Genomic DNA, 14,389 nt, shown 5'->3' with positions numbered 1-14,389 from the left:
CGCCGCTTACGATGCGCCCAGCCGTACGTCGTCGGTTCCGGACGGCCGCTCTCTCACCGCCTCAGCCAGGAGCACCGTACCCGTGTCGATACCCCCGCCCCCTGGGCACCAGCAGCCCCAGGACCCGTTCGGCCCGCCCATGGCGAACCGGGCCCAGGGAGCCCCGGGGTACGGCCCCTATGGTCCACTCGGCCCTGCCGGCCGCCCCTACGGCACTCCGGTCTCCGTCAACGCGCTCGCCGTGGCCGCGCTGGTCCTCGGTGTGCTCTGCTTCCTGCCCGCCGCGGGGCTCGTGCTGGGGCTGATCGCGCTGCGGCAGATCCGGCGGTCCGGGCAGAGCGGGCGGGGCATGGCGATCGCGGGTTCGGTGCTGTCGTTCGCCGGGATCGTGCTGTGGGCGGTGTTGCTGTCCACGGGCGCCGCGTCCAAGGCCTGGGAGGGGTTCAAGGACGGCGCGCAGGGCAACGAGAGTCTGTCGCTGCAGAAGGGCGACTGCTTCGACGCGCCAGGCGGGCTGGAGGGAGACACCGTCGACGTCGACCGGGTGCCGTGCCGGGGCGGGCACGACGGCGAGGTGTTCGCGGTCGTCACCCTGCCCGGCGGCGCCTTCCCGGGCGACGCCCGGATCACCGACGTCGCCGACGAGAAGTGCTACGCCCTGCAGGACCAGTACGCGATGGACACCTGGGCGATGCCGGCAGATGTCGATGTGTACTACCTGATGCCGTCACGGGAGAGCTGGCGCTACGGCGACCGCGCGATCACCTGCATCTTCGGCAACACCGAGGCCGAGGCCGGGCTGACCGGTTCCCTGCGCGGCGACCCCACCACGCTCGACACCCATCAGGTCGCCTTCCTGTCCACGGCCAACGCCCTCGATGCGGCGCTCTACGAGGAGCCCGAGAAGACCCCCGAGGAGGACCTCGCCGCCCACCGGGCCTGGGCCGCCCGGGTCCACGACGTGCTCGGCGAGCAGATCGAGGCCCTGCGCGGGCACCCCTGGCCGGCCGGCGCCCGCACCCCCGTCGCCGACCTCGTCGCGGAGCTGGAGGACGCCCGGACGGAGTGGAGGAGGGCGAGCACCGCGGGCGAGGCGGACACCTACTACGCGCACTATGCCAAGGCTTACGGTTTCGTGGACGGGCCGGCGACCGTCACGGCGCGCAAGGCCCTCGGCCTGGCGGCGACCCCGCCGACCCCGGGGGAGGACGAGAGGAAAGAGTCCGAAGCGCAGGTGTGACGGCGGCTATAGCGGGGAGAAAGTGCCTGCGTAAAGCCCTCCACCCCTTCATGTCATCACATCGAGTGATTCTCTGGCCTTTGCTTGCACCGCACAACCTACGGTTGCCACGCTGTTGCTGTCTGTACAACCTGATGGGAGCGGCCAGTGACATTCGGTGAGCAGCCGGCGTACCTGCGCGTCGCGGGTGATCTCCGCAAGAAGATCGTCGACGGTCAGCTGCCACCGCACACCCGCCTCCCCTCCCAGGCCAGAATCCGCCAGGAGTACGGGGTCTCGGACACGGTCGCGCTGGAGGCCCGCAAGGTGCTCATGGCGGAGGGCCTGGTCGAGGGCCGTTCCGGCTCGGGGACCTACGTGCGCGAGCGGCCCGTGCCCCGGCGCATCTCCCGCTCCGGCTACCGCCCGTCCGGCGGGGCCACGCCGTTCCGCCAGGAGCAGGCCGACGGCGAGGGGCGCGGCACCTGGGAGTCCAGCAGCGAGCAGTCCGAGGCGAGTGTCGCGGTCGCCGAGCGGCTGGGCGTCGAGCCGGGCGAGCGGGTCATGTGCACGCGGTACCTCTACCGCGAGGGTGGCGAGGCGATGATGCTCTCCACGTCCTGGGAGCCCCTCACCGTCACGGGGCGTACGCCCGTGATGCTGCCGGAGGAGGGGCCGGTCGGCGGCATGGGCGTCGTCGAGCGCATGCGCGCCATCGACGTGGTCGTGGACAACGTCACGGAGGAGGTCGGCGCCCGGCCCGGCCTCGCCGAGGAACTGCTCGTCCTGGGCGGCGTCCCGGGGCATGTGGTCCTGGTCATCCAGCGCACCTTCTACGCCTCCGGACGTCCGGTGGAGACGGCCGACGTGGTCATTCCGGCCGATCGGTACCGGGTCGCCTACCACCTTCCGGTCAAGTAGCGCACGCTCCCATCCGCCCCGTGGCGCGCTCCTCGCGCGCCCCGCTCACCCGATTGCCGTAAGGACCGACCTGGGCCGGGGCGCCGCGCGGCCCGTGGCCGACCGTCGTTCACGCAGGTCGACGCCCGTGTATGCGGTATGCCTGCGCCTGGTTGCGCAGAGGCACGCGGGCGGCGCGTTCAGCGGCGTGCGCCCCCTGCGTCCTGGCCGGTTGCGTACCTCTTCGTGAAAACCCGTATTCGCTCCGTGAAGGTTAGGCGTAGGCTCGGGCATATGCGCATTGCGGTTTCCTTGGCGGGTGGGGCACGGCACAGGCCGCGGGCGGGAAGTGGAGGGGCGCGATGAACGACAGCACGGTCACTCTCCCCTGGCTCGTGATACGAGAGGACGACAACGGCAACCGCTACCGAGTGGGCCGGTACGCGACCCGGGCCGAGGCCCAGAAGATCGCGGACAGCCTCGACGGTCGCGGCCACAAGCAGCTGTACTGGGTCGAGCGGCTCGGCCAGAACGGCCCGGCCGTGGCGCACGACTGACCGTCACGGGGGCGCCCCGGGGAGGGTCCCGGAGATCGGCGGGGCTCCCGTAGGCTCCCCGCATGAGTGAGCGGATCGTCGTGGGGGCGGCGCTGGTCGAGGACGGGCGGCTGCTTGCCGCCCGGCGCAGCGCGCCCGTCGAGCTGGCCGGACGCTGGGAGCTGCCTGGTGGCAAGGTCGAGCCCGGGGAGACGGCCGACGCGGCGCTCGCGCGGGAGCTGCGCGAGGAACTCGGCGTCGACGCCGAGGTCAGCGAGCGCGTTCCGGGAGAGTGGCCCCTGAGGGCGCCCTACGTCCTGCACGTGTGGACCGCCCGGCTGCGCCCCGGCTCAGCCGCTCCCCGGCCCCTTCAGGACCACGACGAACTGCGCTGGCTCGGCCCCGACGAGATCTGGGACGTGCCCTGGCTCGACCAGGACGTCCCGGCCGTACAGCAAGCTCTCGCGCACCTGGGAGTCGCGCAGAGCCCGGCCTCTCGCGGCCCCGGCCGGCCGGAAGAGCCCGGCGCCTGAGACCAGGACGTCCCGGCCGTACAGCAAGCTCTCGCGCACCTGGGAGTCGCGCAGAGCCCGGCCTCTCGCGGCCCCGGCCGGCGGGAAGAGCCCGGCGCCTGAACGGAAGAGCCCGGAGCCTGAACCAGCCCGGAGCCTGAACCAGCCCGGAGCCTGAACCGGAAGAGCCCGGTGCCTGAACCGGAAGAGCCCGGCGCCTGAAGCCGACCCGGGGCGTGCGCCCCTCATCTCGCCGCCGCACCAGCGCCCTCTACGCCTTTCGTGCCACAGTGCGCCGCCCCGCGCGATACTCCGCCCCGGATATCGGGTATGTGCCCATTAACCCCATGAAACCGGACATGGGTGGGGATCCTGCCTGGGAAGTGATCGGCGTGATCGACACCGAGGACGGCTGCGCCGACTGGACGTTCCCCGCCGAACCGGGCGCCGTGCGCGACGCTCGCCATGCCGTGCGCTGCCAACTCCGCGACTGGGGCCTCGACAGCCTCGCGGACCTCGCGGCACTGCTGGTCAGCGAGTTGGTCACCAACGCCCTGCGGCACGCCACGGGCCCCATCGGGGTCCGCCTGGTGCGCGGCTCGAGCCTGGACGGCGCCCTCCTGGTCGAGGTCTCCGACCCGCTGCCGGACCCGCCCCGTGAGCGCACCGCCCGACTCGAGGACGAGAGCGGCCGCGGACTGCATCTGGTGGCCTCCTCCTCACGTCGCTGGGGTACCCGGCCCGGCGCCACGGGCAAGACGGTGTGGTTCGAACTCGCGGTGCCGGAGTGAATATCCGGTGTACGTGCGGCCTGCCGCTGTAGAGCGATTGGTTCAGGCCAGTGGCGGTTGCCGGTGGACGGGGTTCGACGGCGTGTCCCCTGGTTAGAAGACTGGAAGTGTTGTCACGGTCCGGACCGAAAACCATCGGGACCGTGCTGTGATCGTGAACACCGTGTTGTGCGGCACCGTAGTGCTGGATACTGCGGGCAGCCGCCCCCGGTGACCGGTGCCGGACGCGGTGAGCTGGAGGGGACGGTTCGCGTGAGCGAGATACCAGCGAAGGCCACGGAGTCCGAGGACCCGTCGGAGGGCGCGAGGGCAAGGGCTGCCGACGGCCTGGCCTCCGCGGTGGGAGGCGCGCTCGCCGCCGACGGTGTGCGGCCCGGGGACGCCATGTGGCAGAGCAGTCCCCCCGGATCCATCTACGACTACATCAAGGTCGCGTCCTTCTCCATCGGCCCCGACGGGCTCGTCGACCAGTGGAGCCTGCGCGCCGAGCACCTGTTCGGCATCCGTGCCGACCGCGCCGTGGGCATGGACCCCATCGAGGCGTTCATCGACCCGCGCCACCGTGAACGCGGCATGCGCAAGATGGCCGAGATCCTCGACGGCCGCGAGTGGACCGGCGTGGTGCCCTTCCGGATGCCGAGCGGCGCCGAGGGGGAATGCGGCCACGAGGGACTCGCCGAGGTGTACGTCATGCCGACGCGCACCGAGGAGGGCGAGAAGGCCGCCGTCTGCATCGTCGTCGACGTGCGCACCTTGCGCAGCATCGAGACCGACCTCGCCGCCTCGCAGGCCATTTTCAGTCAATCCCCGTTCGGTTTCCTGCTGATCGACGCCGACTTGCGGGTCCGCCGCGCCAACCAGCGGTTCGCGTCCATCTTCGGCGGCACGCCCGACGACCACCGCGGCAAGGGCGTCCACGACTACCTCCAGCGCGGCGAGGCCGAGCGGGTGGCCGCGACCCTGCGCCGTGTGCTGGAGACCGGCAACTCCATCACGGACATGCATGTCACCGGCTTCGTCCCGGGCTCCGACGAGCGCCGCCACTGGTCCGTCAACCTCTACCGCGTGCACAGCGGTTCGGGCCGCCCCATCGGCGTCGCCTGGCTCGGCACCGACATCACCGCCCGTCGCGCCGCCGCCCGCGAGGCCGCCGCGGCCCGGCGCAACCTCGCCCTGCTGAACGAGGCCGGTGCCCGCATCGGCAACTCCCTCGACCTGGAGACCACGGCCCGGCAGCTCCTCGACGTCGTCGTCCCCGGCTTCTGCGACCTGGCCACCGTCGACCTCTACCAGGGCCTGCTGGCCGGTGACGAGACGCCGCCCGGGCTCGCCGACGGCAGCGCCGAGCTGCGCCGGGTGGCCTTCGCCAGCGCCGTCTCCGACGCGCCCTTCGCGGGCGCCGGCGTGCCCGTCGCGGTCGGCGCCGTCCACCACTACCCGTTCAACTCGCCCTGCGCGGACGCCCTGCGCACCGCCCGGCCCCAGACCGTCCCGGGCGAGGACGGCGGGCTCGTGCAGTCCACGCTCGCCGTGCCGATGGTCGCCCACGACACCGTCGTGGGACTGGTGCAGTTCGCCCGCACCAAGGGCAGCGAGCCGTTCGGCGACCGTGACCGGGACCTGGCCGTCGAACTCGCCGCCCGTGCCGCGGTCTGCATCGACAACGCCCGCCTCTACCGCCGCGAGCACGAACGCGCGTTGATACTGCAGCGGTCCCTGCTTCCGCCCGGCGACCCGGAGGCCTCCGGCCTCGACATCGCCTGTCGCTATCTGCCCGGCAACGTCAACACCGGCCGGCCCAGCGAGGTCGGCGGCGACTGGTTCGACGTCATCGAACTGCCCGGGCACCGCACCGCGCTGGTCGTCGGCGACGTCATGGGCCGCGGTCTGCGCGCCGCCGTCGCCATGGGTGAACTCCGCACGGCGGTCCGCACCCTGGCCCAGCTCGACATCGAACCGGCCGAGGTGCTCTCCCAGCTGGACGAGATCGCCCGCAACCTCGGAGCCCCCGGCGGTGTGCAGCAGGCGACGCGGGCGGCCCGCCGGCCCCGCGAGGCGGACCTGTCGGAGGTGTACCTCGCCACCTGCGTCTACGCCGTCTACGACTCCGTCACCCGGCGCTGTACCTTCGCCAACGCGGGCCATCTGCCGCCGGTGCTGGTCGAGCCGGGTGAGGCGGCCCTGATGCTCGACGTGCCGCCGGGCATGCCGCTCGGTGTCGGCGGGGAGCCCTTCGAGGAGGTCGAGGTCGAACTGCCCGAAGGCGCCCTGCTCGCGCTCTACACGGATGGACTGGTCGAAAGCCGCGACCACCCCCTGGACGAGGGCCTCCAGGCCTTCGTCAGCGCCCTCTCCGACCCGTCCCAGCCGCTGGAGGACGTCTGCGACCACGTCCTCAACACCCTCGACACCCATCACGGCGAGGACGACATCGCGCTGCTGATGGCACGTGTACAGGGGCTGCCCACGGACTCCGTCGGTGACTGGACCCTGCCGCGCGAGCCGCGCAGCGTGGGCCGGGCCCGCGAGTACGCGCGCGCCCAGCTGCTGGCCTGGGACATGGAGCCCCTGGTCGACACCACGGAACTCCTGGTCAGCGAACTGGTCACCAACGCCCTGCGCTATGGCGAGGGCGAGATCCGCCTGCGCCTCCTGCTCGACCGCACCCTGGTGTGCGAGGTCTGGGACTCCGGCCTGGTCCAGCCCCGGCGCCGCCGGGCCCGCGACACCGACGAGGGCGGCCGCGGCCTCCAGCTCGTCGGGCTCCTGAGCGCGGCGTGGGGCTCCCGCCGCACGCCTCGGGGCAAGACGGTGTGGTTCGAACTGCCCCTGCCCGGCGGCGACACGAGCCTCACGGATCCGGCGGAGGCCCTCCTGAGCCTGTTCTGACCCGCAACCGAACAAAGGTGCTGATCGTCTTCCCCGGTACCATCAACCACACCACCGGGGGAGACGGCATGGGCCGCGCGGAAGGCGCCGACAGCGAGAACTCCGCACCACCCCAAGGGGATCTGGAACCCGGCCGGGACAGCGGTACCAGGCGCCGGCGCTGGGTCAGACGCACGGCCATCGGCCTCCCCCTGCTGCTCCTGCTCCCGCTCCTCTCCGTACTGACAGCCCTCCGGATCAGCTACATGGGCGACCCGGCCGACGGCACCCGCACCCGCGACCGCGACGCCCTCTGGCTGGGCCACGCCTGGGTCGACGGCCGCAAGAAGGACGCCGACGTCACCGCCCTCGCCCGTCGTCTGCAAGGCACCGGCATCCGCGACCTGTACGTCCACTCGGGCCCGCTGGAACACGACGGCACGCTCCCCGAGTCCGTGTATCCCAGGGCCCGCTGGTTCATCGACGCCGTCCACGAGAAGCTGCCCGGCGTCCGGGTCCAGGCCTTCCTCGGCGATGTCCTCGCCACCGAGAGCCCCGACGGCATGCGCCTGGAGCAGCCGGAAACCCGCACCGCAGTCGTCCGCTCCGCCCGCCAGGTCCTGGACACCGGCTACGAGGGCATCCACCTGGACCTGGAGCCCATGCACTCCGGCGACCGCGACTACCTCACCCTCCTCGACGCCCTGCGCCGCGAGACCCGCTCCCGGGACGCGCAACTGTCCGTCGCCGCCCACCAGATCGACCCGCTCCCGGCCTTCCACACCGTCTGGGGCGGCATCACCGGGCACCCCAAGTGGTGGTCGCAGGAGTTCTTCGGCCAGGTCGCCCGCCGCGTCGACCAGATCGCCGTGATGTCGTACGACACGATGCAGCCCCTGCAGAGCACCTACGGAGGTTACGTCGCCCAGCAGACCTCCCTCGCGCTGGAGGTCACTCCGCCGTCCACGGACCTGCTGATGGGGCTGCCCTTCTTCCACGAGAACCGCTTCGGGCACTGGAACCACGCCGAAACCGTCCCCGCCGCCGTACGCGGCGTCCGCCTCGGCCTGTCCCGCACGGACGCGGACCGGGCCCGCTTCGGTGTCGCGCTGTACATCGACTTCGCCGCGACCGAGGCGGACTGGCGTGCCTACGAAGAGGGCTGGGCCGGCTAGGGCTCAGCCTGCCGAGGAGCGTCTCCTGATCTTCGAGCCCAGCCACACCAGCGGGTCGTACTTGCGGTCGACCGCCCGCTCCTTCAGGGGGATCAGCGCGTTGTCCGTGATCTTGATGCCTTCCGGGCAGACCTCCGTGCAGCACTTGGTGATGTTGCAGTAGCCGAGGCCGTGTTCGTCCTGGGCGGTGGTCTTGCGGTCCAGGCCCGACTCCGCCGCCGCGTCCAGCGGGTGCATGTCCAGCTCCGCCACCCGCATCAGGAAACGCGGCCCGGCGAACGCCTGCTTGTTCTCCTCGTGGTCGCGGACCACATGGCAGGTGTCCTGGCACAGGAAGCACTCGATGCACTTGCGGAACTCCTGTGGACGGTCCACGTCCTCCTGCATCATGCGGTACTCGCCCGGTGCGACACCGGCCGGCGGGACGAAGGCCGGCACCTCCCTCGCCTTCTCGTAGTTGAAGCCGACGTCGGTGACCAGGTCGCGGACGACCGGGAACGCCCGCAGCGGCGTCACCGTGATGATCTCCTCCCGGCCGAACACCGACATGCGGGTCATGCACATCAGCCGCGGCCGGCCGTTGATCTCCGCCGAGCAGGAACCGCACTTGCCCGCCTTGCAGTTCCAGCGCACGGCGAGGTCGGGTGCCTGGGTGGCCTGGAGGCGGTGGATGATGTCGAGCACCACCTCGCCGTCGTTGACCTCGGCCTCGAAGTCCTCCAGGCCGCCGCCTCCCGTGTCCCCGCGCCACACCTTGAAGTGGGCCGTGTAGCCGCTCATTCGTACAGCTCCTCTTCGGCGAGGTACTTGACCAGCTCCTCCTTGTCGAACAGGGCGAGCAGGTCGGCACGGACGGGTTCGGTGGTCTCGCGGGTGAGGGTGATCTGGCCGCGGACCGGGTCCGTCGCCGCCAGGCCGCCCGTCGGGTCGGTGAGCGCGCACAGCAGGTTGATCCGGCGCCATGCGCGGTCCATCCCCGGATGGTCCTCGCGTGTGTGTCCGCCGCGCGACTCGGTGCGCTCCAGCGCGGCCCGCGCCACGCACTCGCTGACCAGCAGCATGTTCCTGAGGTCCAGGGCGAGGTGCCAGCCCGGGTTGAACTGCCGGTGGCCCTCGACCCCGGCCCGGCGCGCCCGCAGCCGCAGCTCGGCCAGCTTCCGAAGGGCCTGCTCCATCTCCGGCTCACGGCGGATGATGCCGACCAGGTCGTTCATCGTCTGCTGGAGCTCCTGGTGCAGGGTGTACGGGTTCTCCGGCGGGCCGCCCGCCGGTTCCTCGGTCTCCGCCTCGGCCGAGAAGGGCCGCAGGGCCTCGGCTGCGGCCGCGTCGATCTGGACGTCGTCCACGACGGGCCGCGCCCCGGCCAGACCGGCCGCGTACTCGGCCGCGTGCCAGCCCGCCCGGCGGCCGAACACCAGCAGGTCGGAAAGGGAGTTGCCGCCGAGCCGGTTGGACCCGTGCATGCCGCCGGCCACCTCACCGGCCGCGTACAGCCCGGGCACCCCGCGCGCCGCCGCCGTGTCGGACTCGACCGCGACCCCGCCCATCACGTAGTGGCAGGTGGGCCCGACCTCCATCGCCTCCGCCGTGATGTCGACGTCCGCCAGCTCCTTGAACTGGTGGTACATCGACGGCAGCCGGCGCCTGATGACCTCGGCGGGCATCCGCGTCGACACGTCGAGGAACACGCCTCCGTGCGGGGAGCCGCGCCCCTCCTTCACCTCGGCGTTGATGGCCCGCGCGACCTCGTCACGGGGGAGCAGCTCGGGCGGGCGCCGGTTGTGGTCCGGGTCGTCGTACCAGCGGTCGCCCTCCTCCTCCGTCTCGGCGTACTTGTCCTTGAAGACGTCGGGGATGTAGTCGAACATGAACCGCTTGCCGTCGGAGTTGCGCAGCACCCCGCCGTCGCCGCGCACGGACTCGGTGACGAGGATGCCCTTCACCGACGGCGGCCAGACCATGCCGGTCGGGTGGAACTGCACGAACTCCATGTTCAGCAGGGGAGCGCCCGCGAGGAGGGCCAGTGCGTGGCCGTCGCCGGTGTACTCCCAGGAGTTCGACGTCACCTTGAAGGACTTGCCGATGCCGCCGGTGGCGATCACCACGGCCGGGGCTTCGAGCACGAAGAAACGGCCGGACTCACGCTCGTAGCCGAAGACTCCGCTGACCCGCTGTCCGTCCTTCAGGACCCGCGTCACCGTGCACTCCTGGAAGACCTTCAGCCGGGACTCGTAGTCGCCGGTCTCCTTGTAGTCCTCCTGCTGGAGGGAGACGATCTTCTGCTGGAGGGTGCGGATCAGCTCCAGGCCGGTGCGGTCACCGACGTGGGCGAGGCGCGGGTACTCGTGGCCGCCGAAGTTGCGCTGGGAGATCCGGCCGTCCTTCGTACGGTCGAAGAGCGCGCCCCAGGTCTCCAGCTCCCACACCCGCTGCGGTGCCTCCTGGGCGTGCAGCTCGGCCATCCGCCACTGGTTGAGGAACTTGCCGCCGCGCATGGTGTCGCGGAAGTGCACCTGCCAGGAGTCGTTCTCGTTGGCGTTGGCCATCGCCGCGGCGATGCCGCCCTCGGCCATCACCGTGTGCGCCTTGCCGAACAGCGACTTGCAGATCACGGCCGTACGGGCGCCCCGCTCGCGGGCCTCGATGGCGGCGCGCAGCCCGGCACCGCCCGCGCCCACCACGACGACGTCCCACTCCTGCCGGTCGACCACGGACATCAGTAAGGCCTCATCCCTCTAGAAGAAGCGCGGATCGTCGAAGGCGCCCGACGCGACCAGGTAGACGTAGAAGTCGGCGAGCGCCACGCTCACCAGCGACGCCCAGGCGAGCTGCATGTGCCGGGCGTTGAGCTTCCCCGCCCACTGCCACATCCGGTAGCGCACGGGATGTCTGGAGAAGTGCTTGAGCTTGCCGCCGACGATGTGCCGACAGGAGTGGCAGGAGATCGTGTACGCCCAGATCAGCACGATGTTGACCAGGAACACGAGCGTGCCGAGACCCATGTGGCCCCAGGCGTAGCTCTCGTCGCGGAAGGCGAGCACGGTGTCGTAGGTCAGGATCCCGGCGACCACGATCGCGGCGTAGAAGAAGTACCGGTGGATGTTCTGCAGGATCAGCGGGAAGCGGGTCTCGCCGGTGTACTTCTTGTGCGGCTCGGCGACCGCGCAGGCCGGCGGGGACGCCCAGAATCCCCGGTAGTAGGCCTTGCGGTAGTAGTAGCAGGTCAGGCGGAAGCCGAGCGGGAAGATCAGGATGATGATCGCGGGGGAGATGCCCCACCAGCTCCCGAAGATCTCCCAGTTCGGGCCGGACCTCATCGGCTCGCAGTTCTCCGCCAGGCACGGGGAGTAGAAGGGCGAGACGTAGGGCGCCGCGTAGTAGTCGGTGTTCGCGAAGGCCCGCCAGGTCGAGTAGACGATGAAGGCGAGCAGGCCCGCGGCGGTGCCGGCCGGGGCCAGCCACCAGCGGTCGGTGCGCAGGTGCGGGGCGGTGATCGCGGCGCGCGCAGCGCCCCGGACACCGCCGCTCTCAGGTCTGGGTTCGGTGGCAGGGGGTTGCGTACCAGTGGCCACGTGACGACTCCGGTCGGGTTCGGGGGAGGTGCCGGTCGCGCTCGACTCCTCCCCGGATCAGGGAGCGCGCCGGTCCCGGGCGCCGAGCCCCTCGTCGTCCGAGTCGCTCCACAGCGCGGAGTCGTACGGCGTGTCCGAGATGGTGACCAGCTCGGGGCGGGTCGGCGCGGCCGGTGACGCGGCGGCGTCGCGCAGCAGGGCGACGCTCTCACGCAGGTGGTTGGCGTCGGCACGGACACGGCGCATCTCCAGGCCGCCGGTGCCGAGCTGCTTCTCCAGACGTCCCAGCGATCGGAACACTTCGTCGAGACTGCGCTGGACTGACGTCAGTTCGTCGTGAACGGACATGACTTGCCCTCACTTCCGCGGGTCCTTCATGGCCCAAGGCGGCAACGCTCATGCGCCTGCGAGTGTTGCGCGTCACACCTTGTGCTGTGAAGGGATGTGCATCGATTGGCCGAGGCGTGCGGGTGCACTGCGCGGTGCGTTGCGCCGCACGGGTGGCTTCCCGTCCGTGACCGCCGTGTCGCCCTGTGTTGCCGAACCCTTTCCTCTTCAGTGGCCGCATACATCAGATGAAATCCAAATACCGCCAAAAGTGATCATAACGCCCGCGGCTTCCCGGAGGTAGCACAGATGTCCCAGCACGGCGTCGGCCCGCGCGCGGTCATGCGCTCGGTCGCCTTCCTCACCGCGGGAGTGCTCGCGGTGCCCGCGCTCGCCGGATGCAGCTCCGACGACCCGTCCGGCAAGCCGCTCGCCGGGCAGGACATCCAGCCCGCCCCCCGCGACCGGATCACCGACGGAGGCACCCTGCGCTGGGCCGTCGACTCCGTACCCGACACGCTGAACACCTTCCAGTCGGACGCCGACGCCACCACCGCCCGCGTCGCCCAGGCCGTCCTGCCGTCGATGTTCCGCATGGACGCCTCCGGCCGCCCGGAGCGCAACCCCGCCTATCTGGAGTCCGCCGAGGTCGTCGACACCGAGCCCAAGCAGGTCGTCCTGTACAAGCTCAACCAGCAGGCCGTCTGGAGCGACGGCCGCGAGATCGGCGCCGCGGACTTCGCCGCCCAGTGGCGCGCCCTGTCCGGCAGGAACACCGCCTACTGGACCGCCCGCAACGCCGGCTACGACCGCATCCAGAAGATCGAGCGCGGCGACAACGCCCTGGAGGTCCGGGTCACCTTCGGCCGCCCCTACGCGGACTGGCGCTCGCTGTTCTCCCCGCTGTACCCGAAGGACGTCATGGGCACCCCCGACTCCTTCAACGACGGGGCCCGCAAGAAGCTCAAGATCTCCGCCGGACCCTTCACGGTGAAGAAGGTCGACCGCAAGGGCGAGGAGGTCACCCTTGCCCGCAGCCCGCGCTGGTGGGGCAAGCCGGCCAAGCTCTCCGAGATCGTGCTGCGCACCGTCCCGCGCGACAAGCGGGCCGCCGAGCTGGCCGCCGGCAACCTCGACCTGGCCGAGATCGACCCCACGGCGGCCCGCCGCATCACCGTCGCCGCTCGCCCGCAGAGCTCCGCCAGCGCACTGATGGGTCCCGGCGCCGACCGGACCGCCGCGGACTCCCTGGAGTCCTGGGCCCGCGCCAACGGCTCCGACGAGGACGTCGCCGACGAGGAGATCGTCGCCCGCAAGAAGCTGCGCAAGGCGGCCGTGAAGTACGCCCGGCAGCAGCAGGCCCTCAGCGGTTTCGAGGTCCGCAAGTCCCTGGAGCCCGCCTACACCCAGCTCGCCCTGAACGGCGCCGAGGGCCCGCTCACCGACGAGCGCGTCCGCAGGGCCGTCGCCCGCGCCCTGGACCGCAAGGAGCTGGCCCGGGTCGTCCTCAAGCCCCTCGGCCTGCCCGCCGTCCCGGTCGGCAGCCACCTCGCCCTGTCCGGCCAGGCCGCCTACGCCGACAACAGCGGCGCCCTCGGCGGCCAGGACACCAAGGAGGCCCAGGCGCTGCTCGCCGACGCCGGGTGGGTGCGCGGCGGTCCGGTCAAGGAGGAGAAGAAGAAGGAGAAGGCGGCCGGCTCCGAGGGCGAGAAGGCCGACGCCGACTCCCGGAAGGCGTCGGACGACGACGGCACCGGGGCCGAGGACAACAAGGCACACCGCGGACCGGACCCGGCCGAACACCTCGCCCAGGACGGCAAGCAGTACAAGCCGCACCAGGGCGGTGCCCCCGGCGCCTACGCCCCCCGCGGCACCGCCGCCCCGGCGAACCAGGAGTCCGCCCCGCTCGCCAAGAACGGCAAGCCCCTCACGCTCCGCTTCGTGCTCCCCTCCGGGCCCGGCTCCCAGACCCTGCGCACGGTCGCGGACCGCATCTCCCGCATGCTGGAGCGCGTCGGCATCACCACCGAGATCTCCAAGGTCTCCGACGAGTCCTACTTCAAGGACCACATCGCCTCCGGCCAGTACGACCTCGCCCTGTACTCCTGGCCCGCCACGGCGTTCCCCGCCACCGACGCCCGCCCCGTCTACGCCAAGCCCGTCCCGGCCGCCGACGGCTCGCTGAACGTCGAGCAGAACTACACCCGCGTCGGCACCGACCAGGTCGACCAGCTCTTCGACGAGGCCGTGGCCACCCTCGACGAGAGCGAGTCCCGCTCGCTGCTCCGCAAGGCCGACTCCCGGATCTGGGCGGCGGCCGGTTCGATCCCCCTCTTCCAGCGCCCCCAGCTCCTGGCGGCCCGCAAGAACCTGGTCAACACCGGCGCCTTCGGCTTCGGCACGCCGGTCTACGAGGACATGGGCTTCCTGAAGAAGGGCGCGAAGCCCGCGGCGGGCCCGTCGGTGAAGGGCTCGACCGCCCCGTAGCT

12 protein-coding genes are annotated in these 14,389 nt (G+C 71.4%); 8 read left to right on the top strand and 4 right to left on the bottom strand.

The annotated features are described in order from the left end of the window. Positions 1–82: 82 nt before the first annotated feature. From ACZ7EG_RS06645 to ACZ7EG_RS06615, 7 genes are all read left to right on the top strand, one after another. Positions 83–1,240, top strand: coding sequence for a DUF4190 domain-containing protein (locus tag ACZ7EG_RS06645; protein WP_471073250.1), 1,158 nt, complete (start codon positions 83–85; stop codon positions 1,238–1,240). Between the two features lie 147 nt (positions 1,241–1,387). Next, a complete protein-coding gene (locus ACZ7EG_RS06640) occupies positions 1,388–2,140 on the top strand; it encodes a GntR family transcriptional regulator (protein WP_471073247.1) in 753 nt (250 codons plus the stop codon). Between the two features lie 341 nt (positions 2,141–2,481). Next, positions 2,482–2,676, top strand: coding sequence for an SPOR domain-containing protein (locus ACZ7EG_RS06635; RefSeq protein WP_033311135.1), 195 nt, complete (start codon positions 2,482–2,484; stop codon positions 2,674–2,676). 62 nt (positions 2,677–2,738) lie between these two features. After that, positions 2,739–3,188 carry a (deoxy)nucleoside triphosphate pyrophosphohydrolase gene (locus ACZ7EG_RS06630; protein WP_471073243.1) on the top strand — a complete coding sequence of 150 codons (450 nt, stop codon included), beginning with the start codon at positions 2,739–2,741 and terminating at the stop codon, positions 3,186–3,188. A 338-nt stretch (positions 3,189–3,526) separates the two neighbouring features. After that, positions 3,527–3,958, top strand: a complete 432-nt coding sequence (locus ACZ7EG_RS06625) for an ATP-binding protein (protein ID WP_471073240.1) — start codon at positions 3,527–3,529, stop codon at positions 3,956–3,958. A gap of 252 nt (positions 3,959–4,210) precedes the next feature. Beyond that, complete coding sequence (locus tag ACZ7EG_RS06620; protein ID WP_471073237.1) at positions 4,211–6,847, top strand: SpoIIE family protein phosphatase; 2,637 nt, start codon at positions 4,211–4,213, stop codon at positions 6,845–6,847. Positions 6,848–6,915: 68 nt separating this feature from the next. Beyond that, the gene (locus tag ACZ7EG_RS06615) at positions 6,916–8,001 is read left to right on the top strand and encodes a glycoside hydrolase family 18 protein (protein WP_471073234.1); all 1,086 of its coding nucleotides are present in this window, start codon (positions 6,916–6,918) and stop codon (positions 7,999–8,001) included. 3 nt (positions 8,002–8,004) lie between these two features. Here ACZ7EG_RS06615 and ACZ7EG_RS06610 read toward each other — a convergent pair whose 3' ends face one another. From ACZ7EG_RS06610 to ACZ7EG_RS06595, 4 genes are read right to left on the bottom strand one after another with little or no spacing between them, the layout of a single operon-like run. Then, the gene (locus tag ACZ7EG_RS06610) at positions 8,005–8,781 is read right to left on the bottom strand and encodes a succinate dehydrogenase/fumarate reductase iron-sulfur subunit (protein WP_471073231.1); all 777 of its coding nucleotides are present in this window, start codon (positions 8,779–8,781) and stop codon (positions 8,005–8,007) included. Beyond that, on the bottom strand, positions 8,778–10,718 hold the full coding sequence (locus tag ACZ7EG_RS06605; protein ID WP_471073228.1) for a fumarate reductase/succinate dehydrogenase flavoprotein subunit: 1,941 nt from the start codon (positions 10,716–10,718) through the stop codon (positions 8,778–8,780). The genes ACZ7EG_RS06610 and ACZ7EG_RS06605 overlap by 4 nt, the downstream gene beginning before the upstream one ends. Before the next feature lie 18 nt (positions 10,719–10,736). After that, the gene (locus tag ACZ7EG_RS06600; RefSeq protein WP_471073225.1) at positions 10,737–11,573 is read right to left on the bottom strand and encodes a hypothetical protein; all 837 of its coding nucleotides are present in this window, start codon (positions 11,571–11,573) and stop codon (positions 10,737–10,739) included. A gap of 57 nt (positions 11,574–11,630) precedes the next feature. Further along, entirely contained in the window at positions 11,631–11,921 is a 291-nt protein-coding gene (locus ACZ7EG_RS06595; protein ID WP_062928894.1) for a hypothetical protein, read from the bottom strand. 288 nt (positions 11,922–12,209) lie between these two features. Here ACZ7EG_RS06595 and ACZ7EG_RS06590 point away from each other — a divergent pair, with 288 nt between their 5' ends. After that, positions 12,210–14,387: an ABC transporter family substrate-binding protein gene (locus tag ACZ7EG_RS06590; protein ID WP_471073222.1), complete on the top strand. Its 2,178-nt coding sequence runs from the start codon at positions 12,210–12,212 to the stop codon at positions 14,385–14,387. The last annotated feature ends 2 nt before the right edge of the window (positions 14,388–14,389 follow it).

The organism is Streptomyces sp. NPDC037100 (assembly GCF_055606225.1).
The sequence above is the reverse complement of the archived record's forward strand: the minus strand, read 5'-3'. Positions and strand labels throughout refer to the sequence as shown.

What these genes read in the sequence shown, in the direction of transcription:
- ACZ7EG_RS06635 (WP_033311135.1), top strand. Translation starts at nt 2,482, where the DNA reads ATGAACGACAGCACGGTCACTCTCCCCTGGCTCGTGATACGAGAGGAC.
- ACZ7EG_RS06630 (WP_471073243.1), top strand. Translation starts at nt 2,739, where the DNA reads ATGAGTGAGCGGATCGTCGTGGGGGCGGCGCTGGTCGAGGACGGGCGG.
- ACZ7EG_RS06625 (WP_471073240.1), top strand. Translation starts at nt 3,527, where the DNA reads ATGGGTGGGGATCCTGCCTGGGAAGTGATCGGCGTGATCGACACCGAG.
- ACZ7EG_RS06615 (WP_471073234.1), top strand. Translation starts at nt 6,916, where the DNA reads ATGGGCCGCGCGGAAGGCGCCGACAGCGAGAACTCCGCACCACCCCAA.
- ACZ7EG_RS06610 (WP_471073231.1), bottom strand. Translation starts at nt 8,781, where the DNA reads ATGAGCGGCTACACGGCCCACTTCAAGGTGTGGCGCGGGGACACGGGA.
- ACZ7EG_RS06605 (WP_471073228.1), bottom strand. Translation starts at nt 10,718, where the DNA reads ATGTCCGTGGTCGACCGGCAGGAGTGGGACGTCGTCGTGGTGGGCGCG.
- ACZ7EG_RS06595 (WP_062928894.1), bottom strand. Translation starts at nt 11,921, where the DNA reads ATGTCCGTTCACGACGAACTGACGTCAGTCCAGCGCAGTCTCGACGAA.
- ACZ7EG_RS06590 (WP_471073222.1), top strand. Translation starts at nt 12,210, where the DNA reads ATGTCCCAGCACGGCGTCGGCCCGCGCGCGGTCATGCGCTCGGTCGCC.